The organism is Curtobacterium sp. ME12, assembly GCF_903970855.1.
GTDB classification, from domain to species: domain Bacteria; phylum Actinomycetota; class Actinomycetes; order Actinomycetales; family Microbacteriaceae; genus Curtobacterium; species Curtobacterium poinsettiae_A.
Window position 1 is genome coordinate 67,661 of the sequence record NZ_CAJCKD010000005.1, and the last position, 26,427, is coordinate 94,087.

Consider the following 26,427-nt stretch of genomic DNA (forward strand, 5'->3'; position numbering starts at 1 on the left):
AACCCCACCCGGGGTGGGGAGAGGGCAGGATGGGGGAACGGCTCCGCGATCGCGAGGCTGGATGCATGACCGACACCGACCGCCTCGACCAGGCGCGAACCGTCCCGCTGGACGACGCCACACCTTCGCCCGACCAGGCCCAGACCGTCCCGCTGGGCGGCTCCGTGCCCCCTGGAGCCACCAAGCCGATGCCCCAGTACCCGCGCCAGCACCACCAGGACCCCCAGGACGCCCCGCAGTCCCCGCCGGCGTCGTGGAGCGCCACCCCGCGGGTCGGGTCCGGTCCGGTCGGTGGTTCCGGTCGCGGTTCCGGCATGACCGCCGGGCAGTTCTACCGCGACGCGTGGAAGCGCCTGCCGCGGGACTTCGGCTACATGGCGCTCACCGCCGTGCTGCTCTGCACGCTGTACTTCGCCTTCCCGACCGCGATCTTCGGTGGCGGCTTCCGGGACCTGTTCAACCCCTTCGTCCTGCTCATGTTCTTCATCGCGCTGTTCGTGGCGCGGTGGCTCGGACAGTTCGAGAAGCTCCGCATGAGCTGGGCCGACCCGAGGCCGATCCGGCCGGTGGACTGGACGCCCCGCTGGCAGCAGAACTGGTGGACCCGCACGGGGTCGGCCGTCGCCAACCCGCACTACTGGCTCTACCTGCTGCACGCCGCGGTCGTGTACCCGCTCGTCGCGATCTTCACCGTGGGCGCCGGAGCCCTGCTGATCGTCGGCTTCCTCTGGCCGGTCGCGCTCGCGGTGGTCGCGTTCGCCAACGGGTTGAGCGCGCAGTACTTCGGGTGGGACATGACGGCCGCCGTCGGGTTCGGCGCCCTCGGGCTGCTGTCGATGGCCGCCTCGGTCGTGCTCTTCCCGCTCTGGGCCCGCGGGTCCGTCCTCGCGCACTACTGGGTCGACTTCGGCCTGCTGGGTGGCTTCCGGGCCGAGCAGCTCGAGCAGCGCGTCGCCGGCCTGCAGGCCTCCCGTGCCGGTGCCGTCACCGCCGAGGGGCAGGCGCTCCGCCAGATCGAGCGCGACCTGCACGACGGCCCGCAGCAGCGGCTGGTGCGACTCCGCATGGACCTGTCCGCCGCCGAGCGCGCCTTCGAGAAGGACCCCGAGAAGGCCAAGCAGCTCATCGGTGAGGCATCCGAGCACGCCCAGGACGCCCTCGACGAACTGCGCGCCCTGTCACGCGGCTTCGCTCCGCCGATCCTGCTCGACCGCGGACTCGTCGCGGCGCTCGAGGCACTGGTCGCCCGCACCCCGATCCCGGTGGGCCTGGACGTCCGACTGCCCGAGGGCCTGGAACTCGCCACGGAGATCCAGCGCAACGTGTACTTCACGGTGAGCGAGCTCCTGACGAACACCATGAAGCACGCCGGCGCAACCACCGCCGGGGTGTACCTCGGCTTGGTCGTCGACGCCTCAGGCCTCTGGTACCTCACCGTCAGCGTCACCGATGACGGCCGGGGTGGTGCCCGACCGCAGCAGGGCCACGGGATCGAGGGCCTGATCGGCCGCATGCGGGCCCTCGACGGCGACCTGGTCGTCTCGAGCCCCGAGGGCGGCCCGACCGAGGCCACCGCCCGGATCCCCCTCGGCGCCCTGAACGGCGTCCCGACGGCGGCGAACCAGCGGTCGTGACCCCACCGGGGCGTCCGCGCTCCCACTAGGCTGGTCGGCATGACAGACGGCCCGGATGCAGCACGCGTCCGGGCCGTCGTCGTCGACGACGCCGTCCTGCTGCGCGAGGGCCTGGCCCGCGTGCTCGACGAGGCCGGCATCGACGTCATCGGGCAGTACTCCGACGCCCGGGCCTTCCTGGCGACGCTGCCCGAGGGTGCGCCCGACGTCGTGGTGATGGACGTGCGGATGCCGCCGACCTTCACCGACGAGGGTGTCCGCGCCGCCGTCGAGACCCGCCGGATCGCTCCACGGACGGGCGTGCTCCTGCTCTCCCAGTACGTCGAGGCCACCTACGCCGAGGACGTCCTCGCCGCCGGTGCGACCGGCATCGGGTACCTGCTCAAGGACCGCGTCACCCGGCTCGAGGAGATCGACGACGCCGTTCGCCGGATCGCCGCCGGGGGCACCGTGCTCGACCCCGAGGTCGTCACGCAGCTGATGAGCCGCCGTCGCGACCCGCTCGCAGCCCTGACCCCGCGCGAACGTGACGTGCTCGGGCTGATGGCCGAGGGCCGCACGAACGCCGCCATCGCCCGCGCCCTGGTGATCGGTACCGGTGCCGTCGAGAAGCACGTGTCGAGCATCTTCGGCAAGCTCGCACTCGAGGACACCGGAGAGGACCACCGCCGCGTCCTCGCCGTCCTCGCGTACCTGGGATGAACCGGGTCCCCGCGCCCCTGCTGGCCCTCACCGCGATGGTGTCCGTCCAGCTCGGCGCCGCGATCGCGAAGACCCACTTCGACGACGTCGGCGCGGTCGGGGCCGCCACGCTCCGGCTCGTCATCGGCGCCGTCGTGCTCGCCCTCGTGGTCCGTCCCCGCGTCCGGCACTGGACGCGGGCACAGTGGCTCGGTGCGGTCGGCCTCGGTCTGGCGCTCGGCGGCATGAACGTCTGCATCTACCTGTCGTTCGCGAGCATCCCGATCGGGGTCGCCGTGACGATCGAGTTCCTCGGGCCACTCGCCCTGTCGCTCGTGCACACCCGGCGCTGGCGTGATGCCCTGTGGGCCGTGCTGGCGCTCGCCGGGGTCGTGCTGCTCGGTGTCGGCCCGACCGCGGTGACCGAGGTGGGTGGTGTCGTCTGGGCGGTCCTCGCGGCCGGGTGCTGGGCGGGCTACATCGTCATGAACCGGCGCGTCGGCGCCGCGATCCCCGGTGTCGACGGGCTCGTCGTGTCGATGGTGGTCGCGATGCTCGTGTCGTTGCCGTTCGGGCTCCGGTCCGCCGTCGACGGCGTCGTGCGGGAACCGACGCTCCTGGTCGTCTTCGGCGCCGTCGCCGTGCTGTCGAGCGTGCTGCCGTACGCCCTCGAGATGCTCGCGCTCCGCCGGATGCCGACACGGGTGTTCGGGGTGCTGCAGAGCCTCGGCCCGGCGATCGCCGCCCTGGCCGGCCTCGTCGTGCTGGCCGAGGGGCTGTCGGTACTCGAGACGGTCGCCCTGGCGTGCGTCACCGCCGCGAGCGTCGGTGTGACGCTGTCGGCCCGTCGCCGACGCGGCGGACCGGTGGGGTGAACGAAGAGGAGGCCCGGATCACGTCCGCCGACGGCGGTGCGTGATCCGGGCCTCCTGAGAAGACCGTCTACTCGTCGCGCAGGAAGTCTGCGTACGTGGGTTCCGACTGCTCACCCGACAGGAGGGCCGGATCGTTGATCCGACGCTCGACGTAGGCGCTGATGACCTCGGGCGGGGTGAGCACGTGGGCGACCCAGGACGGCACCGCTGCGTTCTTCATGGTGCCTCCTTCGTGAGCACGGGTCCGGACCGGATGCCTCGATCAGTGAGTTACTTGCTGAACCCGCGTTCGGTAAACCATCCTCGGGGTGAAGACGGAAGTCAACGCAGTGCGTTCTGCGGACTCCGGTTCGCGCTGTCCCGATCGGCACGGAGCGTGCGGTGCTTCACCGCAGAGCGCCACACCCACGCCTCGGCCTGCTGTCCGAACTGCGCCCACTCCACCAGCACGGCATCGCGGGTCCAGCTCTTCGCGAAGGCCTTCACCCGGACGTGGAAGGTCGGGAACTGGATCCACGCCCAGACCGGCTTCGGGGTGACAGCGTGGCAGACGTCACCGCCGCGGGCATCCTCGGACAGGGAGTACGCGCGCGGACGCTCGACCTCCGGGTGTTCCGGGGGCTGCCACCGGTTCTCGCGACGCCGTCCCACGACGGTATTCGAACGTGTGTTCGAACAGCAGTCAAGTCGACCGCGCCGTCTGGACGAGCACCCGGGGCCGGACGGGCGTGTCGTCGGGGCGCTGAACGGTGGGGAGCGTGTTCCGCTGGCGGGGTCCGGGGCATAGGGTGCGGGCATGCAGAGCAGCACGGGGGTACGGGTCGTGTCGGCGGCCGCGGTGGTGGCGGCGCTGGTGTTCGGAGCGGCCGGACTGGTCGGGACGGTCTGGTTGGCGCCCTGGGACCTCCCTCGCGGGCTGCTCCTCGGAGCCACGGTCCTCGGGGGCATCGCTGCCGTCGTCGTGCTCGTCGCCGCGGTACGTGCTCGAGACCGCCGGGCGCTCACGTTCGCGGTGTCCGTGCTCGGGTTCGCGCTCGTTTCGCTGGTTCCCGGACTGTTGATCGACGTGTTCCTCGTCGTCGCGCAGGCGGCGCTCGTGGCCTTCGGCGTCGTCACCGTCCGGAGTGAACCGGGCGTGCAGCGGGCCTTCGGCTGGATCGTCACGGTGGCGGCTGCGGCGTGGTTCGTCACCGCACTGCTGTCGGGGACCGTGCTCCTCACGGCGCTCCCGCAGGAGTCGCTCGGCGTCGCCTTCGCGGTCCCGGGCCTGCTGCAGACCGTCGCCTACCTGGCCGCGGCCGTGCTCGTCGCGGTGCCGCTGCTGCGCCCGGTGGGCCGCGGGGCCGGCGTGCTGTGGGCCTCGGCCGAGGTGCGCTGAGCCGGCCTCCCGCCCGCCTCAGCCCGCGCGAGCGGCCAGGCGCTCGGAGCGTCGGCGTGCCTGCTCCCCGGGGTCCGGCACCGGGGCGGCCTGGGTGAGCCGTCGCGTGTACGGGTCCTGCGGAGACCGGAGGATGGCGTCGCGCGTCCCGTGTTCGGCGACCCGGCCGCCGTGCAGCACGACGACCCGGTCGCACAGGGTGTCGACCACCGCGAGGTCGTGCGTGACGAACAGGCACGCGAACCCGAGGCGGTCCTGCAGCTCGCGGAACACGTCGAGCACGCGGGCCTGCACCGACACGTCGAGCGCACTCGTCGGCTCGTCGGCGATCAGGAGCGCGGGGTCGAGGGCCACCGCGCGGGCGATCGCGACGCGTTGTCGTTGGCCTCCGGAGAGTTCGTGCGGGTAACGCTCGGCGTACCCGCCGTCGAGGCCGACGTCGGCGAGGAGTCGCTCGACACGCTCCTCGACCTGGGCCGCCGGCAGCCGGAGGATCTGGCGGAGCGGCTCGGCGACGGTCTGCCCGACGGTGTACCGGGGATTGAGCGACCGGAGCGGGTTCTGGAACACCACGCCGACGTGCTGGCGCATCTGCCGGCGGGCGGCTCGTCGTGCGCCGGCGACGTCGGTGCCGTCGACGACCACCGAGCCCGAGGTGATCGGCGCGAGGCCGACCGCGGCCCGGCCGATGGTGGTCTTGCCGCTGCCGGACTCCCCCACGAGGCCGACGATCTCGCCACGGCCGACGGTGAACGACACGTCGTCGACGGCGCGGAAGCGTCCGCGCAGGGCGCCGCCGTACTCGACCACGAGGTGCCGGACGTCCAACACGGCGGCCGGGGGCTCCGTGGCGGAACCGAGCCGGGCCTCCTGGCCGGAGCCGGTGCCCATCCGCGGGACCGCAGCGAGGAGTTCCCGCGTGTACTCGGCGGACGGTGCGGCGAAGACCGCCGCGGCGGTGCCGGTCTCGACGACGCGTCCGCGGCGCATCACGACCACGCGGTCGGCGAGGTCCGCGACGACACCCATGTCGTGGGTGATGAGCAGGATCGCGGTGCCGGTGCGCTCGCGCAGCGCGCGGAGGACGTCGAGCACCTCGGCCTGCACCGTGACGTCGAGGGCGGTCGTCGGCTCGTCCGCGATGAGCAGGTCCGGGTCGGCGGCGAGCGCCATCGCGATCATCACGCGCTGGGCCTGCCCGCCGGAGAGCTCGTGCGGGTACTGGCCCAGGCGGCGTTCGGGTTCCGGGACCTCCACGGCGCGGAGCAGCTCGAGCGAGCGCTCCCGGACGCCGGCGCGGTCGTGCGGGCCGTCGGTGCGCCGGACGGCCTCGGCGAGCTGGAACCCGATGGTGAACACCGGGTTCAGGGCCGCGGACGGGTCCTGGAAGATCATCGACACGCTGCGTCCACGGACCGACCGGAGCGTGCGCTCGTCGGTGCCGATGACCTCGAGGTCGCCGAGCCGGATGCTCCCCGAGGCGTGCGCGCCGTCGGGAGCGATGCCCATCGCGGTCATCGCGGTCATGCTCTTGCCGGAGCCGGACTCCCCCACGACCGCGACGACCTCGCCCCGGGCCACGGTGAACGAGGCGTCGTCGACGGCGCGGACCACCTCGCCGTCGACGTCGAAGGTGACGGTGAGGTGCTCGACGGTCAGGACGTCGGTGGTGCCGCTCATGGGGTCTCCGGGGGGTCGGTGTCGTCGCGGGCAGCCTTGAAGGCCTCCCACTCCTCGAGCATCTTGCGGTGGTAGCCCTGCAGCCACTGCATGTAGTCGCGGCCGTTGAGCAGACGCTCGCGGACCTCGGCGTCCACGTCGCCCGTGCCGGTGCGGCCGGCGCCCTCGACGACGGCGAGCCCGCGGCCGATGATGTCGCGCTGCCGGTCGAGGTACTTCCGTTCGCTGGCGAGCCAGGAGCCCCAGACGTCGGCCTCGGCCCGGAAGTAGTGGCTGCGCTCGCCGGGGACGATGTGGCGCTTCACGAACCCGGAGTCGACGAGCCGCCGGGTGGCCATCGACACCGACCCCGAGCTGGCGCCGAGCGCTGCCTGCAGGTCCGACGACGACGAGTGCGGTGCGCGGGTCATCATCAGGTAGCCGAGCACCCGGGCGTCGGTGAGCGGCATGCCGGCACCGTCGTTGAGCATCAGGGCGAACTCCTCGACGAACGCCTGGCGCTCCGGCCCGAGCAGCCGGTCGTCGTCGGGGGCGATGCCGGTGCCGGTGCCGGGGCCGGTGCCGGTGCCGTCGGTACCGGCGGCTCCCCGGTCGTCGGTCACGAGGCCAGCCCGGCGGCCACCTCGGGTCGTTCGTCCGGGATCGACCACGGCTCCTGCGACATGCCGCCACCGCCACGGATCGCCCGCACGGTGCCGTCGTCGTCGCGGGTGTAGGTGATGTCCTCGTCGACCGAGCCGAACCGGTTGCCGTGGGTCATCCGCAGGGTGTCGGCGTCGACGACCTCGAGTCGGGTGGGGGTGTCCATCGGCTCGGGGCCGGACGGGTCGACCTCGACGAGCCGGTCACCGATCCGGGCGACGTCGGTGACGCCCCACGGGTTCGCGAAGCGTCCGGTGAAGGCGGCGGTGTCGACGTCGTCCGGCACCGGGGTCCCCGGGGCGTCGGCGTCGGCTGCGGCGTCGAGCATGGCGATGACCGCGGTGGCGATGAGCGTGGCCGGTCCGGCGGCGGCGCTGGTCAGCACGGAGACGACGAGCCCGGACGCGGGGTCGAACATCGACTGGGTGATGTGTCCCGGGAACCCGCCCGAGTGCCCTCGGATCTCCCGTCCGCCGATCCGGTCGACGATGAACCCGGCGCCGTAGCCGCGGGCCGCGGGGTCGTCGGTGGCGCTCCAGGCCTTCCGCTGTGCGAGGCGCTTGGAGTGGTCGTCGAGCAGGGTGCCCTGCCCGATCACGTGCTGCGAGAAGTAGCGGACCAGGTCGGACGCGGTGCCGTGGAACCCGGTGGCGGCGGCCATCGCGCGGGTGTCGACGTGGTCGATGCGCTGCCGGTGCCGCGCGGTGTGGAAGCCGGTGTAGCCGACCACGAAGTCGTCGGCGCGCGCGGGGTCCCAGTCGGGGCCGGTGTTCCGCAAGCCCAGGGGTTCGGTGATCGACTCGCGCACGAAGTCGTTGTACGACTGCCCGGACACCGCCGCGATGACCAGGCCGAGCAGCGAGTAGCCGAGGTTCGAGTAGTTGAACGACGAGCCGGTCGGCACCTTCTGGCCGCGGTCGAGCACGAGCGCCAGGAGTTCCTGCTCGTCGGGGAACGGGCGGAGCAGGGACCAGTAGTCGCCGTCGTGTCCGTCGCGGATGACGCCGGCACCCATCTCCATGAGCTCGCGCAGGGTGGCGTCGGCGAGCGGCGAGCCGCCGTCGACCAGTGCGGGGACGTACGTGCCGACGGTGTCATCGAGCCGGAGCGACCCGCGCTCGGCGAGCTGCAGCAGGGCCGTCGCGGTGAAGGTCTTCGAGTGCGAGGCGATGCGGAACAGGTCGGTGGTGGTCAGCCGACGCCCGGCCTCGACGTCGGCGTAGCCCCAGGCCTCGTCGAACAGGACCTCGCCGCCGTACCCGACGGCGACCTGCACGCCGGGCACCCGCAGCTGCCACACCTTGTACGACACCCACTCACGGATGTAGGGCAGGGTCTTCCGGTACGCGGAGAGGGTGTCGGTCACGGTGGTCCTTTCGAGAGCGGTTCTGCAGCGAGTCTGACGCGTCGGTGTCGATCAGGGTCGGTGTCGATCGTGGTCGGTGTCGATCGTGGTCAGTGTCGATCATGGTCAGCGCCGACGTGGGTCGAGTGCGGCGCGCAGCGTGTCGCCGAGCGCGATGACGGCGAGCACGGTCACGGCGAGGAACGCCGCCGGCGCGATGAGCATGTGCGGGGCCCGGAGGAACTGCGACGTCGCCGCGGACAGCTGCAGCCCCCACGAGATCGCCGGACGCTCCAGCCCGATGCCGAGGTAGGTCAGCGACGACTCGGACACGATGACCCCGCCGACGGTGATGGTGGCGAGCACGAGCAGCGGCGAGATCGACGACGGCAGCACGTACCGGGTGGTGATCCGCCACGTCGACAACCCCATCGTGCGGGCGGCGAGCACGAACTCGGCGCCCCGGACGCTGCGGACGCTCGACCGCACGAGCCGGGCCATCGTCGGCCACCCGAACAGGGCGAGTACGAGCGACACGGTGAGCACCGACCGCTCCCCCACGCTGTTCAGCACGACGACGGCGCCGAGCAGGAACGGGAACCCGAGGAACACGTCGGTGAGCCGGGCGAGGACCGCATCGACCCACCCGCCGACCATGCCCGCGACGGTCCCGACGACGACCGCGACCATGCCGGCGAGCAGGGTCGTGAGCACCGCGACGGCGATCGACGACCGGGTGCCCCAGATGACGTTCGCGTACACGTCGCAGCCCTGCAGGTCGAAGCCGAACGGGTGCCCGGCGGTCGCCGACGCCCCGCTCCGGCCGAGGTCGCACACCCGGGGGTCGCCGTGCCCGAACAGGCCGGCGAAGAGCTGCGGGAACGCCGCGATGAGCAGGACCACCACGAGCACCGACGCGGGCACCCAGAACCCCGGCGTCCGTGCGGCGGCGAGCAGTGGCCGACGCCGGACCCCGACGGCGGGTTCGACGGTGGCGCCGAGGGCTTCGGTGGTCATCGGGAGGCTCCTGTCCGGACGCGCGGGTCGAGGGCGGCGTGCAGCAGGTCGACGAGCACGCTCGTGACGAGGAACACCAGGATCAGGGCGGTCGAGATGCCCACGACGACGGCGCCCTCGTGCGAGCGGATGCCCTGGAACAGCAGGTTCCCGACGCCCGGCAGGTTGAAGATGCCCTCGATGATGACGGTGCCGCCCATCAGGTACCCGAGGTCGGTCGCCAGGTAGGTGGCGGTGGGGATGAGCGAGTTCCGCAGCACGTGCACGCCGACGATCCGGCCCGGCGCGAGCCCCTTGGCGCGGGCCGTCCGCACGTAGTCGGCGTCGAGCGTCTCGATCATCGAGGTCCGGGTGAGCCGGGACACCGCGGCCAGGCCGAACAGGGCGATCACGAACGCCGGCAACACGTACGCGGTCGGCCACCCGGCGGTGACGCCCGCGACCGGGAACCAGTGCAGCCGCACCGAGAACACCAGCTGCAGGGCCACGCCGAGCACGAACACGGGCACGGCTCCGACGACGATGGTCCCGACGAGCACCGTCTTGTCGAGCACGGTGCCGCGCCGGAGCGCCGAGACCACGCCGAGCCCGATACCGAGGACGATCTCGAGTGCCCACGCGCTCAGCGCCAGCGTGATCGTCACCGGCCAGCGCGAGGCCATCTGCTCGCCGACCGACTGCCCGTTGAAGTCGGTGCCGAAGTCACCCCGGAACAGGCCGCCCAGGTACTGCACGTACTGCAGCCACAGGGGCTGGTCCAGGTGGTACTCCGCCCGCAGCGTCCGCACGACGGTGTCGGTGAGCGGTCGCTCACCGCCGAGCGCCTTGATCGGGTCGCCCGGCAGCGCGAACGTCATCGCGTAGATCAGGAAGGTCACCCCGAGGAACACGATCACCAGGCCGCCGAGTCGGCGACCGGCGGCGAGCGTCGGACGCATCACGCGCCTCCCGCCTGTCCCGTGGTGACCAGGGGCGGACGGGAGGCGCGGGTCGGGTCCGCCACGTGCGCCGCGCAGGCGAGGATCGCCCCGTACTGCACCCCCACCAGCTTGCCCACCGGGATCGGCTGCGCACCCGTCGACGCGTCCGCCTGCCAGTGCGCGTACCGCTCGGCCAGGCGGTCGCGGAGCCGCCGGAGCGGCGCGGACGCCGTGCCGGCGGTCGTCTCCGCCTCGACGGCACGCAGGAGCATGCCGCCGTAGCGCAGGCGGAAGCAGCGGACGAGGTCCTCGCAGCCGAAGCGCTCCGCGACGGTGGCCATCCGGTCGGCCGGTTCCCGCTCGGCCCGGCGGCGGTCGGTGTCCGCGATCCCGACGAGCATCGGCACGAACGCCCGGGAGGCCTCGACGAACGGGGACGGGATCGAGAGCATCGGCGACGCCTCGTCGAGGAACGCCTGCAGTTCCGCACCCGAGGCACCGAGCTCGTCTGCGCACCGGCGGAGCAGGTCGGCGTACGACTCGTCGGTCGGGGCCTGGTCGTCGGCGTCGGGGTGGCTCCAGTACGGCAGCTCGGCCACCATGCAGAGGGCCCCGTGCCGCATCGCCCACGCTGCGCTCGACCCGCCGTGGATGTGCTCGCCGGGGTCGACACCGAGCTCCTCGAGGTAGGTGTACGCCGTCTCGATGCCGTCCATCGCGAACACCGCCGGGGAGAGCTCCCGCAGGTACGGTGACTCCGGCTCCCCGGTGTCGAGCGGCAGCCCGAGTGCGGCCGGCACCGCGTGCAGGGTGTCGACGACGTCCGGCAGGTCCTCGGACAGGTAGTAGTAGACCCCGCCCATCTCGCCGTTGTGCAGGCTCACGAGCAGGTCCGGCTCGGTGTCGTCGATGAGCCGCATGAACGCGAGCGTCTCGGGCAGCACCTGGTCGAAGTACACCGACTTGTAGCTGTTCGGGAACGTCCACTCGACCTGGCTGTCCGGGGCGGGCCGGTAGAAGTTCCGCGCGTAGAAGACGCGGTCGTGCGGGTCGTGGAACCACGCCTCGTTGAGCCGCATGCCGTCCGGGTCGATCGTCGGGACGATGTGCCAGGTGACGTCGAGCGTTCGCACACGCTCGTCACCCAGGGCCGTCTCGGCGAGGTGCAGCGCCGTCCACGAACCGATCGGCTCGTTCGGGTGCACCCCGCCGACCACGACGGCCGCGTGCGACCCGGTGCCGATGCGGTAGCTGTGCAGGGGTTCGCCGAGGCGGCTCGTGCCGATCCGGGTCACCGTGACCCGGTCCGGGTGCGACGCGGCGAGCGCGGCGAACCGGGCGTGCAGGTCGTCGACGAGCGGGAAGCCGTCGCGGTCGGGGACGTCGCGGACCAGGTCGAGGACGGTGTGCTGCTCCATGCCCCGCCCTACTTCACGGCGATCTGCGCGATGACCGGACTGCCCGCCACCGCCGGCAGCTTCGCGATCTTGTCGCTCGTGACGTACGAGTACTTGTCGAAGAAGGTCGGGACGATCGGGAAGTCCTCCAGCACGGCCTCCTGCGTCTTCGTGTAGTACCCGTTCGCCTCGTCCTGGGACCCGGCGGAGTCGGCCTTCGCGAGCAGCGAGTCGACGTCGTCGGACTGGTAGTAGCCGGTGCACGGGGAGCAGCCGCCGGCCGTGGTGAACAGCGCGCGGAGCGTGTTCTGCTGGCTGATGTACAGCGCGCCCCAGTGGCCGAAGTGCGGACCGGCGACGGTCTTGTCGGTGAGCTCCGAGTAGTACGACGCCCAGTCGGTGGTGGCCTTCGCCTCGGCGTCGACGCCCAGGTTCTGCCGGATCTGGTTGGCGTACGCCTCGTACAGGGAGTCGAGGCCGGTGCCGCCCGGGTAGACGAGCGTCATGGTGCCGTCGAACCCGCCGGCGCTCGCGAGGAGCTTCTTCGCCGCTGCCGGGTCGAACTCGCAGGCGTCGCCGCAGATGCCCTCCTCGGTGCCGGACATCGACGGTGGGGTCAACGCGGTGGCCGGGTCGTACAGGCCGCCGTAGATCGCGTCGTTGACCTCGTCACGGTCGATCGACATCGAGATCGCGCGGCGCACGTCGGGGTCGGAGTACCGGTCGTCCCACAGCGGGAACCCGAGGTAGTCGATGCCGGGGGCGTCGAAGGAGTGCAGGCGGTCACCGAAGTCGGCCTTCGCGCTCGTCATCTTGTCGGTCGGCAGGAACAGCACGTCGGCGTTGCCGGCCAGGACGTCCGTGTAGGCGGTGTTCATGTCGGAGTAGCTGCGGAAGGTCACCTCGTCGGTGGCGGGCTTCGTGCCCTCGTAGTCCTTCCACGCCGTGACGGTGAACTCCTGGTCCGCCTTCCACGCCTTCGTCATTTCGTAGGGGCCGTTGCCGATCGGCTTCCTGTCGTACGCCTTCAGGTCGTCGTAGGCGGCCTCGGGCATCGGGTAGAACGCCGTCTGGGCCTGGCTGAGCTGCAGGGGGAACTGGCTGTCCGCGTGGGTGAGCGTGACCGTGAAGGTGTCCTTGCCGGTGACCTCCAGCCCCGACATCTCCTTGGTCTTCGGGGTGCCCTTCGCCGGGTTGAGGTCGGTGTACCCGACGATCCCGGCGAGCTGACCGCTGTTCTCCCACGCGTTCGGGCCGTAGGCGACGTGGTTCCAGGCCTTCACGTAGCTCTCCGGCGTGACGGCCTCGCCGTTCTGGAACGTCCAGCCGTCCCGCAGCGTGATCGTCCAGGTGGTGGCGTCGTCGCTCTCGACGCTCTTCGCGGCGACGTCCTGCAGATCACCGTCGGCGTCGGTCTGGGTGAGCGGCGCGAAGACGCTCATCACCTGGTCGAAGGCCACGGTCTGCCGGCCCGGGGTCAGGTGGTCGGGTTCGCCGGTCGCGTAGACCAGGCTCGAGGGAGCGTCGTCGGCCGCGCCGCCCGCCGAACAGCCGGTCGCCACCAGTGCCAAGGTTGCCGCCGCGGCCAGCGCGGCGATCGTCCTGCGTCGCATGATCTCTCCTCGATCGGGTGCGGCCGGATCCCTGCCCGGTCGTCGTGGTGGGAAAGCTAGGACGGTTCGAATCCCGACCACAAGACTTCTTTCAATGCGCTCTGAGAGTTTTACCGCGCAGAAACACAGAAGAAACGACACCCGTCGCGCGACCGAGCCCGTTGTGCAACGCTCGGAGCATGCGCCACACACCGCACTTCCTGATGACCGACGTCGACGAGGTCCGACGCCTCATCACCGGGAACCCGTGGGCGACGATCGTGTCGCACACCGCGGCCGGGCTGGTCGCCTCGCACTACCCGGTGCTGCTCGAGGCCCCCGGCCCCGACGACGACCCGGACGCCCTCGTCCTGGTGTCTCACGTCGGCCGCCCCGACGAGCTCGCGCACGAACTCGGACGGCACGAGGTCCTCGTCGTGTTCCAGGGCCCGCACGGCTACGTCTCCCCCGCCTGGTACCCGCCGGAGCAGTTCGTGCCGACCTGGAACCACGTCACCGCCCATGTCTGGGGCACCCCCGAGCTCCTGTCCGACGACGAGAACTTCCGGGTGCTCGGCGAGCTCGTCGACCACTTCGAGCAGGTCATGCCGGAGCCGGTCTCGCTCGAGATCGACGAGGAGACCGCGCGCCGGATGGCGAAGGGCACCGTCGGCATCCGGATCCGCGTCACCCGGTTCGACGCCCGCGCGAAGCTGTCGCAGAACAAGGCTCCCGAGGTGATCGACCGCATCGTCGCCGGGCTGCGGGGCGACGGCCCCTATGCGTCGCCGGCGCTCGCCGCCGAGATGGAACGGGTCCGGTCCGGAGGGTCCACGACGGACAGCCGGGAGGCTCGATGAGCGAGATCCTGCTGCGCACCGTCCGCAGGGTGGGCACCTCCGGGGCCCCTGCCGACGTCCGCGTCGTCGACGGCCGGGTCACCGAGATCGCGCCGACCGGCACGCTCGACCCCACGGGCGTCGACACCGACGTGGTCGAGGCGGCCGGCGCCTGGCTCGGCCCGGGGCTCCGCGACCACCACACGCACTTCGACCAGTGGGCACTCGTCCGCCGCCGTGTCGACGTCACCGGCTGCGACTCCGCCGAGGCGACCGCCGACCTGCTCGCCGCCGTCGCGCGGGCGGGCGTGGCGGACCGCGTCGTGGTCGGACACGGCTACCGCGACGGGATGTGGCCGCGCCCCGCACGGCGCGAGCTGCTCGACCGAGCCGCACCGGGCCTCCCGGTCGTCGTCATCAGCGCGGACCTGCACGCGGTGTGGTGCAACGCGCTCGCACTCGCGCACTTCTCGGCTGTTGTCGGCCGACCGCTCGAGGCGGGCGAGGACGGGGTCCTGCGCGAGCAGGACGCGTTCGACGTGACCGGTGCGCTGTCGCAGGTGCCGGACGACCTGCTCGACGCCTACGTGACGGAGGCCGCCGAGGCCGCGGCGGCCCGCGGGGTGACGGGCGTGGTCGACCTCGAGATGCGCTTCGGGCTCGACCGCTGGCGCCGCCGGATCCACGCCGGCACCGACGCGATCCGCGTCGAGTCCGGGGTGTACCCCGCCGAGCTCGACCAGGCCATCGCCCGGGGGCTGCGCACCGGCGACGTGGTCGAGGGCACGCGGGGCCTGCTCACGATGGGACCGTTCAAGGTGGTCACGGACGGGTCGCTCGGCACCCGGACCGCCGCCATGACCGACGGCTCCGGCGTGCTCGCCTGGCCGTTCGAGGAGCTCGTCGCGATCACCCGCCGCGCCGTCGATGCCGGGCTCGTCCCCGCGATCCACGCGATCGGCGACCGTGCGAACACCCTGGCGCTCGACGTCTTCGAGACCGTCGGTGCCCGCGGCACGATCGAGCACGCACAGTTGCTCGTCGACACCGACGTCGACCGGTTCGCCCGGCTCGGGGTGGCCGCGTCCGTGCAACCCGAGCACGCCATGGACGACCGGGACATCGCCGACCGGCACTGGGCGGGGCACACCGACCGGGCCTTCGCCTTCGCCTCGCTCGCCCGGGCCGGAGCACGCCTGCTGCTCGGGTCGGACGCCCCGGTGGCGCCACTCGACCCGTGGGTGTCGATGGCGGCAGCCGTCGGGCGGGACCGTGACGGACGGGACCCGTGGCACCCGGCCGAACGGCTCTCGGCACTCGTCGCGTGGCAGGGGTCGACCGACGGGCGCGTCGGCGTGTCCGTCGGCGACGTGGCGGACCTGGTGCTCGTCGAGTCCGACCCGCTCGCCGCGTCCTCGTCCGCCGCACTCCGTGGGACGCAGGTGCTCGGGACGGCCGTCGCGGGACGCTTCACGTACCGGGAGCTGTGAGCGGACGGGTGTGCCCGCGCCCGTGGGTTACTTCTGGTCCTTCGGGCACCAGTAGAGCTTCCGGCCGGCCATGTCGGCCATCCGGATCTCGGTGCCGCACACCCGGCACGGCTCGCCCTGGCGGTGGTAGACCCAGTGGCGGTCCTTACGGGAGCGCAGGGCCTTCTTGTGGTCGGCCTCGGACAGGTCGTCCATCGTCATCATCAGGCCGTCGCGGACGCCGTCGTGCAGCAGCTTCGACCAGTCGGCCCAGAGCGCCTTCGCCTGCTTGACGGTGATCTTCTTGCCCGGCTTGTACGGGTCGATGCGCTGCCGAAACAGCAGCTCGGCGCGGTAGATGTTGCCGATGCCGGCCACGACGGACTGGTCCATGAGCAGCTGCCCGATGGCGACGTTCCGACGGCGGACGTTGTCCACGAAGGTCTTCTCGGCCTCGGGCCCGTCGTCGTTCATCGGGTCGGGGCCGAGCTTGTCGAGCGCGCGCTGCACCTCGGCCGGGGTCTCCACGACGCACGCGGTCGGGCCGCGCAGGTCGGCGACGGTGTCCTCGGTGAGGATCCGCACCCGGACCTGGCCCACCGGGTCCGGCGGGAAGGACTCGATCGGGTCCTCCGCCTTCTCCTGCTCGGCCATCCGGTACCGGGCGAGCCGCGGTGCGCCGATCGAGCTGAGCGACTCCTCGCGGTCGTCGTCGTCCGACAGCGCCTCGGCCGTGGAGATCACGCCGGCGAAGTCCCACGCTCCGTACAGCCCGAGGTGGACGCGGAGGAACAGGTCGCCCTCGAACTCCAGGAACATCTGCTTCGCGACGGCACGCGCGGCGATCATGCGCTTGCCGTCGAGCTGCGCGGCCCCGGCGGCGAAGCGACCCTGGGGGCTCGACACCTCGCAGCGCTTGCCGACGAAGTGCCGGGTGAACTGGTTGGCGATGCGGTGGACGGAGTGACCCTCGGGCATGGCTACCGTTCTACCCGGTACCCCTGACGAGCCGGACTACGCGTCGATCTGGCGGCCGGCGATCAGCCCGGTGGTCTCGTACTCGGCGAGCTGCGCGATGCGGCGGGCGTGGCGCTCCTCGCCGGAGAACGGCTCGGCGATGAACAGGTCGACGAACCGGATCGCCTCGTCCTCGGTGTGCTGGCGCGCGCCGATGGAGATGACGTTGGCGTCGTTGTGCTGCCGGGCGAGCAGCGCGGTCGACTCGTTCCAGACGAGCGCGGCACGGATGCCCTCGACCTTGTTGGCGGCGATCTGCTCGCCGTTGCCGGAACCGCCGAAGACGACACCGAGGGCCTGGACACCGGCGCGCTGGTCCCGCACCACGGCGTGCGCGGCGTTGATGCAGAACGAGGGGTAGTCGTCGAGCGCGTCGTACTCGGTCGGACCGTGGTCCACCACCTCGTGCCCGGCTTCGGTCAGGTGGGTTGCGAGGGTCTTGTTGAACTCGAGGCCGGCGTGGTCCGTTCCGAGGTGGATGCGCATGGAACCGATCCTATTCCCGCGGCTCCGGGGCCCGGACCACCACGGACTACGGCGCGCGGACCACCACGACGAGGTACCGGGTGGGGTCCTCGCCCGGGTTGCGGTAGACGACGTCGGCGGGGTCGCCGAGCTCGATCCGGTCTCCCGCCGCCAGACGCGTCGGCTCGCCGCCGACGGCGACCTCGAGCACGCCGTCGACGACCCAGATGCAGTGCCGCAGGAACGCGTAGGCGGACGCCGGGTAGGCCACTTCGCGGCCGGCCGGGAGGCGCACCTCGGTGACGTCAGCGGGGAACGCCGCGCTCGAGACCGGACGGCGGCGGTACCCGGTGTCGGGATCGGTCCAGGAATCGGCGGTCGCGCCGCGCTGGACCCCGCGCGCCTCGTCGGGGTCCGTCACCCTGGGCACCTCGTGCTCCAGGGCATCGTCGAGGAGCTGCGAGATCGTCAGGCCGAAGGCACCGGACAGGCGACCGAGGATCGTCGCGGTGGGGCTGGAGACCCCGCGTTCGACGCGGTTGATCATGGCGCGGGAGACGCCGGACTCCTCGGCGAGCTCGGTGAGGCTCCACCTGCGCTCGGTGCGGAGGCGCTGGAGGCGTTCACCGAGCGCCCGCTGCTCGGCGACCGAGGTGTCGTCGGCGCCGGTTGCGGGATCGGTGTGCTGATCGTCTACGATGTGAGACATGACGACAGCATATGCGACGAACGGGGTCGTGATCCGCGACTGCTCCCCGAGCGACCTCGACGTCGTGCACGCCCTGCACGTCGATGCCGTGCTGCACTCCACCGCCATCTGGCAGGACACCCCGCACCCGCGTGCGTACTTCGACGGGTGGCTCGCCGAGCGGCAGGGCGGCGGGTACCCGGTGGTCGTGGCCGAGGTCGACGGCGTCGTGGCCGGCTACGCCACGTACTCCCAGTGGCGGCCGCACCAGGGGTACCGGCTGACCGTCGAGCACAGCGTCTACGTGGTCGAGGCGTTCCGCGGCCGGGGCATCGCGACCACTCTGATGGCCGAGTTGGTCGCGCGCGCCACCACCGAGGGGCGACACGTCATGATGGCCGGGATCTGCAGCACCAACACGGGGTCGATCGCCCTGCACGAGCGCCTGGGGTTCACCACGGTCGCGGTCGTGCCCGAGGTCGGACGCAAGTTCGACCGCTGGCTCGACCTGACGCTCATGCGCCTGCCGCTCGTCTGACGCGACGGGCGGGGCGGGCGCACCACGGGCCTCCCGGCCGCCCGTCGACGAACGGAACCCGGTTCCGGAGCGTCAGTCGGTGGTGTCGAAGACCGGGCCGACGGTGCGCGAGCGCTTGAGCTCGAAGAAACCGGGGTACTTCGCGACGGCGACGACGCCGTCCCACAGGTCGAGCGCCTCCTGGCCCTTGGGCGCCGGGGAGATGACCGGTCCGAAGAACGCGGTGCCCTCGACGGCGATGACCGGCGTCCCGACGTCCTGTCCGACGCGGTCGATGCCGTCCTGGTGGCTGGCGCGCACGGCGGCGTCGACCTCGTCCGTCCAGGCGTCCTCGAGCAGGTCGGCGTCGAGGCCGAGCTCCGCGAGCACGGCGGGGACGACCTGCTCCGGGTCGGACTCCTGGCGGTGGTGGATGTGCTCGCCGAGCGCGTCGTAGAGCGGCTTCACGACGTCCTGCCCGAGCCGGAGCCGCGCCGCCGTGACGATGCGCGGGTAGACCTGACCGGCGTGCAGGCGCTCCTTGTAGCTCTCCGGCACGTCCTGGTCCTCGTTGAGGACGAACAGGCTCATCACGTTCCAGGTCACGTCGAGGTCGCGGTGCTCGGCTACCTCACCCACCCAGCGGCTCGTCATCCAGGCCCAGGGGCAGTTCGGGTCGAACCAGAACTCCACGGCGGTGCGCTCGGTGGTGGGGTCGGTCGGGTTGTCCACAGTCGTCTCGGTCACGATCCGAGGGTACGCGGCGTCGCTAGGCTGGAACCCATCGTCCCGCCGGCGCACGACGCCGTCCGGGGCCCCGCACGCGGACACCGATCGTCCGCGTCCCCAGCGAAGATGGAGCGTTGCGTGCCCGGAGAGAACCTCACCCGAATCGAAGCCCAGGAGCGCGCGGCCGTCGTCGCCGTGCAGACGTACGACGTCGAGCTCGACCTGACCCGCGGCGCCGACAGCTTCGGCAGCACCACGCGGGTGCGCTTCACCGCCACCGCCGGCGCATCGACCTTCATCGACGCCATCACGAAGACCGTGCACTCGATCACGCTGAACGGCACGGCGCTCGACGTCGCCGCGGTGAACGACGGCGTGCGCATCCGGCTCGACGACCTGCAGGAGCAGAACGAGCTCGTGGTCGTCAGCGACGCGCTCTACACGAACACCGGTGAAGGCCTGCACCGCTTCGTCGACCCGGTGGACGACGAGGTGTACCTGTACTCCCAGTTCGAGGTCCCGGACTCCCGCCGGATGTTCGCGGTGTTCGAGCAGCCCGACCTGAAGGCCGAGTTCTCCTTCACCGTGACGGCGCCGTCGCGGTGGCAGGTCGTCTCGAACTCCCCCACGCCGGAGCCGCACGTCGACGGAGACGTCGCGACCTGGGCCTTCCCGCCCACCGCGCGCATCTCGAGCTACATCACCGCGCTCGTCGCCGGCCCGTACGAGGTCGTGCGCGACGAGCTGACCAGCCGCGACGGCCGGACGATCCCGCTCGGTGTGTTCGCGCGCAAGTCGCTCGCCTCCTACCTCGACCCCGAGTACGTGTTCGACATCACGAAGAAGGGCTTCGCGTACTTCGAGGAAAAGTTCGACGTCGCCTACCCCTTCGACAAGTACGACCAGCTGTTCGTGCCGGAGTTCAACGCCGGTGCGATGGAGAACGCCGGCGCGGTCACGTTCACCGAGACCTACGTGTTCCGGTCGAAGGTCACCGACGCCATCAAGGAGCGCCGGGTCGTCACGATCCTGCACGAGCTCGCCCACATGTGGTTCGGCGACCTGGTCACCATGAAGTGGTGGAACGACCTGTGGCTCAACGAGTCCTTCGCCGAGTGGGCCTCCACGATCGCCACGGCCGAGGCCACCGAGTGGACCGAGGCCTGGACCACGTTCCAGGCGATGGAGAAGTCCTGGGCCTACCGCCAGGACCAGCTCCCCTCGACGCACCCGATCGTCGCGACGATCAACGACCTCGAGGACGTCCAGGTCAACTTCGACGGCATCACCTACGCGAAGGGCGGCTCGGTCCTCAAGCAGCTCGTCGCATGGGTGGGCATCGACGCGTTCTTCGCCGGTGTCTCCGCCTACTTCAAGAAGCACCACCACTCGAACACCGAGCTCCGCGACCTGCTCGTCGAGCTCGAGGCGACGAGCGGCCGTGAGCTGACCGAGTGGTCGAAGCTCTGGCTCGAGACCGCGGGCGTCAACACCCTGCGGCCCGAGATCGAGACCGACGAGTCCGGCGTCATCACGTCGTTCACCGTCCTGCAGGAAGCCCCCGCCGACCACCCGACGCTGCGCCCGCACCGTCTGGCGATCGGCGTGTACGCCTTCCGGAACGACGAGTCCGCGCCGTTCGGCGCCGACACTGCCTCCGCCGGCGGCAAGCTCGAGCGGGTCCACCGCGTCGAGATCGACGTCGACGGCGCCCGCACCGAGGTGCCCGAGCTCGTCGGCGTCCAGCGCGGCGACCTCGTGCTGCTGAACGACGACGACCTGGCCTACGCCAAGATCCGTCTCGACGAGCACTCGCGGCGCACCGCGATCGAGCACCTCGCGTCGATCGCGAACCCGCTCGCCCGCTCGATCGTCTGGGGTTCCGTGTGGGACGCCACGCGCGACGCCGAGTCCCCGGCCAGCGACTACGTGCGCCTCGTGCTCGGCAACATCGCGACCGAGACCGAGTCGACGACCATCCGCACGACGCTCTCGCAGCTGCTGCTCACCGCACGCAACTACGTGGCACCGGGCTCGGTCGAGGCCACGGTCCGCACCGTCGGCGACACGCTCTGGCAGCTCGCGTCCTCGGCCGAGGCCGGTTCGGACGCGCAGTTCCAGTTCGTGAAGTTCTTCGCGCAGATCCCCTCCACGCCCGAGCACGTCGCGACCCTGCAGGGTCTCCGGGACGGATCGGTCACGCTGCAGGGCCTCGAGATCGACACCGACCTGCGCTGGGAGCTGCTCGAGGGCCTCGTGCTCACGGGCGCTGCGGACAACGCCGAGATCGACGCCGAGCTCGCCGCGGACAAGACCGCGTCGGGTGAGCAGGCCGCAGCCCGCGCACGGGCGACGATCCCCACGGCCGAGGGCAAGCTGGCAGCGTTCTCGTCGCTGGTCGACTCGTCCGAGCTGCCGAACGCCATCGTGCGCCAGACCACGGTCGGGTTCCAGCACGTCAACAGCCCGGTGCTGCTGGAGGGCCTCGTGCCGAAGTACTTCGAGGTGCTCACCCGCATCTGGGCCGAGCGCAGCTACCACATGGCGGACACCATCGTCTCGGGCCTCTACCCGGCGCCGCTCGCGTCGGCCGAGCTCCGTGACGCCGCCGCCGCGTGGCTCGAGGAGCACCCGGAGACGCCGGCGCTGCGCCGCATCGTGTCCGAGAGCCTCGCGGGCACCGAGCGCGCGCTCCGGGTCCAGGCCGCCGACGCCTGACCCCTGCTCTGATCCGGCGGGGTCTTGGTGTTCCTCCAGGGACGCCGAGGCCCCGCCGCTTAGCATCGACCGGATATGAACTTGGCTGCAGACTCCACCGACGTCCCGAAGTGGGCCTCCAACACCTTCACCCAGTTCGTCGATGCGTGGCACATCCCGATCACGATCGTCATCACGATCCTCGCGGCGATCCTCGTGCGCGTGTTCCTGCGGCGCATGATCAAGCAGGTCGTCGACCGGGTCGTGAACGGCGTCAAGAAGCGGCAGGGTGCTGAGGACACACAGGCCCTCATCGCCTCGCCCGTGCAGACCGCCCGGGTCGTGCAGCGGACCCGGACGCTCGGCAGTGTGCTCGAGAACCTGGCGACGGTCATCGTCGTCGTCATCGCGTTGGCGATCATCATCCCGGTCGCGATCCCGAACGCCGCGGTCGGCATCGTCGGCGGTGCGTCCCTCGTCGCCGCCGGTCTCGCCGTCGGCGCCCAGTCCATCGTGAAGGACCTGCTGTCCGGCGTCTTCATGATCCTCGAGGACCAGGCCGGCGTCGGTGACGTCGTCGACACCGGGCAGGCCACCGGTGTCGTCGAGAACGTGGGGCTGCGCGTCATGCAGATCCGCGACGTGAACGGGATCCTGTGGTTCGTGCCGAACGGCCAGATCCTGCGTGTCGGCAACCTGTCGCAGGGCTGGTCGCGCGTGCTCGTCGACATCACCGTCCCCTACGACACCGACATCGACGCCGTGCAGGACGCCCTGCTCAAGGCGGCCGTCACGATGTCGCAGGAGTCCCGCTGGCGGCAGCGGATCGTCGAGAAGCCGGAGATCTGGGGCCTGCAGTCGATCACCGACGCCGGCATGGTCTTCCGCCTGGTCGTGAAGACCCGCGCATCGGAGCTCGACGTGGTCGGTCGGGAACTCCGCACCCGCCTGAAGCACGCCGTCGACGAACTCGGCATCACCCTGCCGGCGATGGCGATGATCATGCCCGAGGGCTGGGAGAACGCCACCTCGATCAACGGCCTGCGCACCGTCCGCACCCAGCCGACACCGGCACCCACGAAGCCCCGGCGCACCAAGCGCAACATCCTCGGGCAGCCGATCCGCACCGACGACCCCGACAGCGGGAAGGACCCCCGATGACCGACCCCACACCCCCGAGCGGCACGGGCGGGCCCGGAGCACGCGGCTCGCTCGGCATGCCCGGCGCCCCCGGCATGCCCGGCTCGGTCGGCGTCCCGGCGCAGCCGATCACCCTGCGCGTCGGGGAGCACGGCGCCTCGGCCACGGGGTCGCTGTACGAGCGGATCGGTGGCGCTCCGACCTTCGACCGGCTCGTCCGGCGCTTCTACGAGGGCGTGCAGCAGGACGAGGTCATCTGGCCGATGTACCCGGCGGACGACCTCGAGGGTGCGATCTGGCGCCTCTCCGCCTTCCTGCAGCAGTACTGGGGCGGCCCCGGCACCTACAGCGAGCAGCGCGGCCACCCTCGCCTGCGGATGCGGCACAACCCGTTCCGCATCACGTCCGAGGCCCGGGAACGCTGGCTCCACCACATGCACGAGGCGGTCGAGTCGCTCGAGCTCCCTCCCCTCGACGAAGCCGAGCTCTGGGGCTACCTCGACCGCGCTGCCCACGCGATGACGAACACCTTCGACTGACGCGCTCCGGGCGCGTCGCCGGCGCGGTGGACCCCGCACGTGGCGGACGGGAGGCCCGTGGCGGCGCCGCCACGGGCCTCCCATCCGCCGGTCCCCGCGTCCTCGTGCCCCGGGACGCCGGCGTCTTCTGGCGGCGCGTCTCAGCGCACGGACGAGCCAGAGGCGAGGTCCTCGACCAGGGACGGCCGTGACGGCCGCCAGCCGAAGGCTGACCGGGCGTGTGCGCCGGACGCCTCCTGGTGCAGCAGCAGGGCGTCGGCGAAGTCCCGCCCGAGCCGTTCGCGGCTCGCGTCGACGCTCTCGGCGACGACCGGTGCACCGTGGGCCCCGGCCTCGGCGATCTGGCGGACGGTCGGGTTGTCGCCGGTCGCGGCGACGATGTACCCGTCGGCCTGGCCGCGGTGCAGCGCGAGGACGTAGAGCTCGCCGAGGTCGTCGACGTGCACCGTCGTCCACCGCTGCGAGCCGTCGCCCACCAGCCGCACCGGCTGCTCGCCGTCGCTGACGAACATCGCCGGGATGCCGGCGCCGCGCCCGTAGACGATGCCAGGGGCGACGATGGTGCTCCGCACGTCGCTCCCCCGCAGCAGGGCCTCGTTCGGCCCGCGCCAGGCTGTCAAGGCCGGCGGGTCGATCGGCGACTGCTCGGAGATGTCCGTCGAGTCGCCGAAGGTGAAGATCCCGCCGGTGTGCACGAACGGCTTCGGTGTGCCAGCCAGGGCACCGATCGCGGTGCGGATGAAGTCCGGGTCGACGCCCGGCGCCGATGCCGTGTGGACCACGCCGTCGCTCTCGTGCAGCAGGCGTTCGACGACGTCGGTGTCGGTGACGTCGCCGACCAGGGCCCGGCCACCGGCGTCACGGACCTGCTTGGCCTTCTCGTCGGAGCGGACGAGCGCGGTGACCTCGTCGCCGTGGGCCACGAGGGAGCGGAGGACGGAGGATCCGATGTAGCCGGACGCACCGGTGAGGAAGACGTGCATGCCGCCAGCCAACCACGGCGACCGGGCGGCGTCGCGGTCGGCGTCGTCGTCGCCGCAGCCGTCGTCGTCGCTACGAGCTCAGGGTCCAGGCGCGGCGCTTCACGAGCACGTGGCCGCGCGAGGTCGTGAGTCGGCTCCACGGGCCCGTCTCGAACAGGCGGACCGGGTCGTGCCCGAGGAACCCGAGACTCTCGCCCGCGAAACCCGCACCTGCGGGCAGGTGCTCGACGCCGGGGACCGGTCGGCCCCAGACCTCGGCACGGATCCGCCGGACGATGGCCTCGCCCGCGTTGGACGGCACGGCGTCGGCGACCTCGGCGATGCCGTCACGGGTGGCCCGGCGGAGGAGTTCCGGTGAGACGTCCGGCAGCGGGACCCAGCCGCCGCGGGGCGGGGAGATGGCCGCCCACGTCACGGTGTGCACCTCGTGCGGCAGCTCGACCTCGATCGGGGTGGCCCGCGTCGGGTCGGCGCCCTCGGCGTGTTCGGCGTCCTGTGCCTCGGCCAGCAGGCGGAGGCGCTCGAGGAGCGACTGCAGCGGGACCACGGTGTCGATCGACGCGGGCTCGGTGAGCGAGAACGTGCGCAGCCCGAGCACCGTCGGCAGTTCGTCGAGCAGCCCGAGCGGGTAGAGGATCGCCGTGTAGACGGCCAGGACGCCGGAATCGGCGATGAGCCGGACCGAGCCGTCCTCGATCCGAGCGGCACGTCCGAGGTACGTGCGGAGGTCACCGAGTGAGGCGGCGTCGGGAAGCGTGAACGAGTTGCCCATGTCGTGCCCGATCCTACCGGCCATCGGGACCGCGCAGCCTGGGCGCGGCGACCTGCGACGGCGGCGGGCAGCCGTTCGTAGACTGCACAGCGTGAACGGCGAACCCGACTTCCTGCGGACCCTGCGACTCGAGGACACCGGCGCGAGCACGGGCGAGACGATCCTGACGGGCGCCAGCCACTGGTCACCCGGTGGACGGGTGTTCGGCGGCCAGGTGTTGGCGCAGTGCATCGTTGCCGCGCAGCGCACGATCGAGGGACGCGACGTCCACTCGATGCACGGCTACTTCCTGCGGCCCGGCGACATCGACGTGCCGATCACCTTCGGCGTGGAGCGCATCCACGACGGCCGGTCGTTCGCGGCCCGTCGCGTGCAGGCGTACCAGCGCGGTGTCCCGATCTTCTCGATGATCGCGTCGTTCCAGGTGCCGGACACCGGCATCGAGCACCAGGACCCGTACCCGGTGGACACCCCGGACCCCGAGTCCCTGCCGTCGGCCGCGTCGATCCTGTCCGCGATCGACCACCCGGTCGCACGTGCCTGGGCCGCGCGGTCCATCGACCTGCGACACGTCGAGGGCCCGGTGTTCGTCGACGTGCAGGGCGAACACGTGCCGCACCAGGCGGTCTGGTTCCGGGTGCAGGGCGACCTGCCCGAGGACCCGGCGCTCCACCGAGCCGTGCTCGGGTACGCGAGCGACCTGTCGATCCTCGAGCCGATCATGCGGCGGCACGGCGTCGCCTGGGGCACCCCGGGGGTCAAGAGCGCGAGCCTCGACCACGCCATGTGGTGGCACCGCGACGGTCGCGCGGACGAGTGGATCCTGTACACGCAGGAGTCCCCGAGCGCACAGGGCGGACGGGGACTCGCGTTCGGGCGGATGTTCTCCCGTGACGGCACGCTGCTGGCCACCGTCGCCCAGGAGGGCATGATGCGGGTGCCTACGGCCGGCTGAACTGCACCGGTTCCTCGAGGTAGCGCTCGCACGCGGCACGCTCGGTGTCGGTCAGCCGACGAGGACGGCTCGTCGCCGCGTCGACCATCACGAGTGCCGTCGTCGCCCGGGTGTACAGCACGGCGGGGTGCTGTCCCACCGGCGACCAGACCTCGTACGAGACGTCGATGCTCGCACCCCCGAGCCGCCCGATCCACATCTGGATGTCCAGCGGCTGACGGAGGTACGGGATCGATTCCAGGTACTCGAGGCGCTGGCCGGCGATCACCGTCATGGTGCCGGAACCGGGCCGACCGTCGATGATCGGCTCGGGCAGGTCGCCGTCGGGGTCCTCGCCGGGGTCGGCACCCCAGAACCCCACGATGCGCGCCTCCTCGAGGAGGCGCAGCATCGCGGAGTTGTTGACGTGACCGTAGGCGTCGATGTCGCTCCACCGCATGCGGATGGGAGCGTGCA

27 protein-coding genes are annotated in these 26,427 nt (G+C 71.6%); 11 read left to right on the forward strand and 16 right to left on the reverse strand.

Annotated elements, in window-relative coordinates:
• Positions 1 to 65 precede the first annotated feature (65 nt).
• The 3 genes from H7A73_RS04465 to H7A73_RS04475 are packed head-to-tail and all read left to right on the forward strand — an operon-like array spanning position 66 to position 3,190.
• The gene (locus tag H7A73_RS04465; protein WP_182064851.1) at positions 66 to 1,634 is read left to right on the forward strand and encodes a sensor histidine kinase; all 1,569 of its coding nucleotides are present in this window, start codon (positions 66 to 68) and stop codon (positions 1,632 to 1,634) included.
• Positions 1,635 to 1,673: 39 nt separating this feature from the next.
• On the forward strand, positions 1,674 to 2,336 hold the full coding sequence (locus H7A73_RS04470) for a response regulator transcription factor (protein WP_182064852.1): 663 nt from the start codon (positions 1,674 to 1,676) through the stop codon (positions 2,334 to 2,336).
• Positions 2,333 to 3,190 (forward strand): EamA family transporter, encoded by an 858-nt coding sequence (locus tag H7A73_RS04475; RefSeq protein ID WP_182064853.1) that lies wholly within the window; start codon positions 2,333 to 2,335, stop codon positions 3,188 to 3,190. The genes H7A73_RS04470 and H7A73_RS04475 overlap by 4 nt, the downstream gene beginning before the upstream one ends.
• A 67-nt stretch (positions 3,191 to 3,257) precedes the next feature.
• Here H7A73_RS04475 and H7A73_RS04480 read toward each other — a convergent pair whose 3' ends face one another.
• Together H7A73_RS04480 and H7A73_RS04485 are read right to left on the reverse strand one after the other, a co-directional pair.
• On the reverse strand, positions 3,258 to 3,410 hold the full coding sequence (locus tag H7A73_RS04480) for a hypothetical protein (RefSeq protein ID WP_017886018.1): 153 nt from the start codon (positions 3,408 to 3,410) through the stop codon (positions 3,258 to 3,260).
• A 101-nt stretch (positions 3,411 to 3,511) separates the two neighbouring features.
• Positions 3,512 to 3,841 (reverse strand): hypothetical protein, encoded by a 330-nt coding sequence (locus H7A73_RS04485; protein ID WP_035807629.1) that lies wholly within the window; start codon positions 3,839 to 3,841, stop codon positions 3,512 to 3,514.
• A 145-nt stretch (positions 3,842 to 3,986) separates the two neighbouring features.
• Here H7A73_RS04485 and H7A73_RS04490 point away from each other — a divergent pair, with 145 nt between their 5' ends.
• Positions 3,987 to 4,568 carry a hypothetical protein gene (locus tag H7A73_RS04490; RefSeq protein ID WP_182064854.1) on the forward strand — a complete coding sequence of 194 codons (582 nt, stop codon included), beginning with the start codon at positions 3,987 to 3,989 and terminating at the stop codon, positions 4,566 to 4,568.
• Positions 4,569 to 4,586: 18 nt separating this feature from the next.
• On the opposite strand, the gene H7A73_RS04495 is transcribed toward H7A73_RS04490, so the two are convergent.
• The 7 genes from H7A73_RS04495 to H7A73_RS04525 form a co-directional block, all read right to left on the reverse strand.
• Positions 4,587 to 6,248: a dipeptide ABC transporter ATP-binding protein gene (locus H7A73_RS04495; RefSeq protein ID WP_182064855.1), complete on the reverse strand. Its 1,662-nt coding sequence runs from the start codon at positions 6,246 to 6,248 to the stop codon at positions 4,587 to 4,589.
• Positions 6,245 to 6,850, reverse strand: coding sequence for a GbsR/MarR family transcriptional regulator (locus tag H7A73_RS04500; RefSeq protein WP_182064856.1), 606 nt, complete (start codon positions 6,848 to 6,850; stop codon positions 6,245 to 6,247). The genes H7A73_RS04495 and H7A73_RS04500 overlap by 4 nt, the downstream gene beginning before the upstream one ends.
• Complete coding sequence (locus H7A73_RS04505; protein ID WP_259362703.1) at positions 6,847 to 8,256, reverse strand: serine hydrolase; 1,410 nt, start codon at positions 8,254 to 8,256, stop codon at positions 6,847 to 6,849. The genes H7A73_RS04500 and H7A73_RS04505 overlap by 4 nt, the downstream gene beginning before the upstream one ends.
• Before the next feature lie 105 nt (positions 8,257 to 8,361).
• Positions 8,362 to 9,252: an ABC transporter permease gene (locus H7A73_RS04510; RefSeq protein WP_182064857.1), complete on the reverse strand. Its 891-nt coding sequence runs from the start codon at positions 9,250 to 9,252 to the stop codon at positions 8,362 to 8,364.
• A complete protein-coding gene (locus H7A73_RS04515; RefSeq protein WP_182064858.1) occupies positions 9,249 to 10,190 on the reverse strand; it encodes an ABC transporter permease in 942 nt (313 codons plus the stop codon). The genes H7A73_RS04510 and H7A73_RS04515 overlap by 4 nt, the downstream gene beginning before the upstream one ends.
• A complete protein-coding gene (locus H7A73_RS04520; protein ID WP_182064859.1) occupies positions 10,190 to 11,590 on the reverse strand; it encodes a M14 family zinc carboxypeptidase in 1,401 nt (466 codons plus the stop codon). Before H7A73_RS04520 ends, H7A73_RS04515 begins: the two co-directional genes overlap by 1 nt.
• 8 nt (positions 11,591 to 11,598) lie before the next feature.
• Positions 11,599 to 13,182, reverse strand: coding sequence for an ABC transporter substrate-binding protein (locus H7A73_RS04525; RefSeq protein WP_247737503.1), 1,584 nt, complete (start codon positions 13,180 to 13,182; stop codon positions 11,599 to 11,601).
• Between the two features lie 179 nt (positions 13,183 to 13,361).
• Here H7A73_RS04525 and H7A73_RS04530 point away from each other — a divergent pair, with 179 nt between their 5' ends.
• Positions 13,362 to 14,021: an FMN-binding negative transcriptional regulator gene (locus H7A73_RS04530; RefSeq protein ID WP_182064860.1), complete on the forward strand. Its 660-nt coding sequence runs from the start codon at positions 13,362 to 13,364 to the stop codon at positions 14,019 to 14,021.
• Complete coding sequence (locus H7A73_RS04535) at positions 14,018 to 15,490, forward strand: amidohydrolase (protein WP_182064861.1); 1,473 nt, start codon at positions 14,018 to 14,020, stop codon at positions 15,488 to 15,490. Before H7A73_RS04530 ends, H7A73_RS04535 begins: the two co-directional genes overlap by 4 nt.
• A 27-nt stretch (positions 15,491 to 15,517) precedes the next feature.
• Here the strand turns inward: H7A73_RS04535 and H7A73_RS04540 are convergent, their stop codons facing one another.
• Genes H7A73_RS04540 through H7A73_RS04550 form a run of 3 tightly spaced genes read right to left on the reverse strand, consistent with a single transcriptional unit; the run spans position 15,518 to position 17,660 of the window.
• Positions 15,518 to 16,447, reverse strand: a complete 930-nt coding sequence (locus tag H7A73_RS04540; protein ID WP_071246661.1) for an Fpg/Nei family DNA glycosylase — start codon at positions 16,445 to 16,447, stop codon at positions 15,518 to 15,520.
• Positions 16,448 to 16,483: 36 nt separating this feature from the next.
• Positions 16,484 to 16,972: a ribose-5-phosphate isomerase gene (locus H7A73_RS04545; RefSeq protein WP_182064862.1), complete on the reverse strand. Its 489-nt coding sequence runs from the start codon at positions 16,970 to 16,972 to the stop codon at positions 16,484 to 16,486.
• A gap of 46 nt (positions 16,973 to 17,018) precedes the next feature.
• Positions 17,019 to 17,660, reverse strand: a complete 642-nt coding sequence (locus tag H7A73_RS04550) for a helix-turn-helix domain-containing protein (protein WP_182064863.1) — start codon at positions 17,658 to 17,660, stop codon at positions 17,019 to 17,021.
• On the opposite strand from H7A73_RS04550, the gene H7A73_RS04555 reads away from it, so the two are divergent.
• Complete coding sequence (locus tag H7A73_RS04555; protein ID WP_247737504.1) at positions 17,659 to 18,177, forward strand: GNAT family N-acetyltransferase; 519 nt, start codon at positions 17,659 to 17,661, stop codon at positions 18,175 to 18,177. The two genes, H7A73_RS04550 and H7A73_RS04555, sit on opposite strands and share 2 nt — an antisense overlap.
• A 72-nt stretch (positions 18,178 to 18,249) precedes the next feature.
• On the opposite strand, the gene H7A73_RS04560 is transcribed toward H7A73_RS04555, so the two are convergent.
• Positions 18,250 to 18,810 (reverse strand): disulfide bond formation protein DsbA, encoded by a 561-nt coding sequence (locus H7A73_RS04560; RefSeq protein ID WP_247737562.1) that lies wholly within the window; start codon positions 18,808 to 18,810, stop codon positions 18,250 to 18,252.
• Between the two features lie 213 nt (positions 18,811 to 19,023).
• Between H7A73_RS04560 and pepN the strand changes: the two genes are divergently transcribed.
• The 3 genes from pepN (at position 19,024) to H7A73_RS04575 (ending at position 23,261) form a co-directional block, all read left to right on the forward strand.
• Positions 19,024 to 21,603, forward strand: coding sequence for an aminopeptidase N (pepN, locus tag H7A73_RS04565; RefSeq protein ID WP_182064864.1), 2,580 nt, complete (start codon positions 19,024 to 19,026; stop codon positions 21,601 to 21,603).
• Between the two features lie 75 nt (positions 21,604 to 21,678).
• Positions 21,679 to 22,743, forward strand: a complete 1,065-nt coding sequence (locus H7A73_RS04570) for a mechanosensitive ion channel family protein (RefSeq protein ID WP_182064865.1) — start codon at positions 21,679 to 21,681, stop codon at positions 22,741 to 22,743.
• Between the two features lie 56 nt (positions 22,744 to 22,799).
• The gene (locus H7A73_RS04575) at positions 22,800 to 23,261 is read left to right on the forward strand and encodes a globin (RefSeq protein WP_247737563.1); all 462 of its coding nucleotides are present in this window, start codon (positions 22,800 to 22,802) and stop codon (positions 23,259 to 23,261) included.
• Positions 23,262 to 23,401: 140 nt separating this feature from the next.
• On the opposite strand, the gene H7A73_RS04580 is transcribed toward H7A73_RS04575, so the two are convergent.
• Both H7A73_RS04580 and H7A73_RS04585 read right to left on the reverse strand, forming a co-directional pair.
• Positions 23,402 to 24,244, reverse strand: coding sequence for an NAD(P)H-binding protein (locus H7A73_RS04580; protein WP_182064866.1), 843 nt, complete (start codon positions 24,242 to 24,244; stop codon positions 23,402 to 23,404).
• A 70-nt stretch (positions 24,245 to 24,314) separates the two neighbouring features.
• Complete coding sequence (locus H7A73_RS04585; protein ID WP_071405518.1) at positions 24,315 to 25,016, reverse strand: hypothetical protein; 702 nt, start codon at positions 25,014 to 25,016, stop codon at positions 24,315 to 24,317.
• 91 nt (positions 25,017 to 25,107) lie between these two features.
• On the opposite strand from H7A73_RS04585, the gene H7A73_RS04590 reads away from it, so the two are divergent.
• Positions 25,108 to 25,971: an acyl-CoA thioesterase gene (locus H7A73_RS04590; RefSeq protein WP_182064867.1), complete on the forward strand. Its 864-nt coding sequence runs from the start codon at positions 25,108 to 25,110 to the stop codon at positions 25,969 to 25,971.
• Here H7A73_RS04590 and H7A73_RS04595 read toward each other — a convergent pair.
• The gene (locus H7A73_RS04595; RefSeq protein WP_182064868.1) at positions 25,958 to 26,410 is read right to left on the reverse strand and encodes an acyl-CoA thioesterase; all 453 of its coding nucleotides are present in this window, start codon (positions 26,408 to 26,410) and stop codon (positions 25,958 to 25,960) included. The genes H7A73_RS04590 and H7A73_RS04595 overlap by 14 nt on opposite strands.
• Positions 26,411 to 26,427 lie beyond the last annotated feature (17 nt).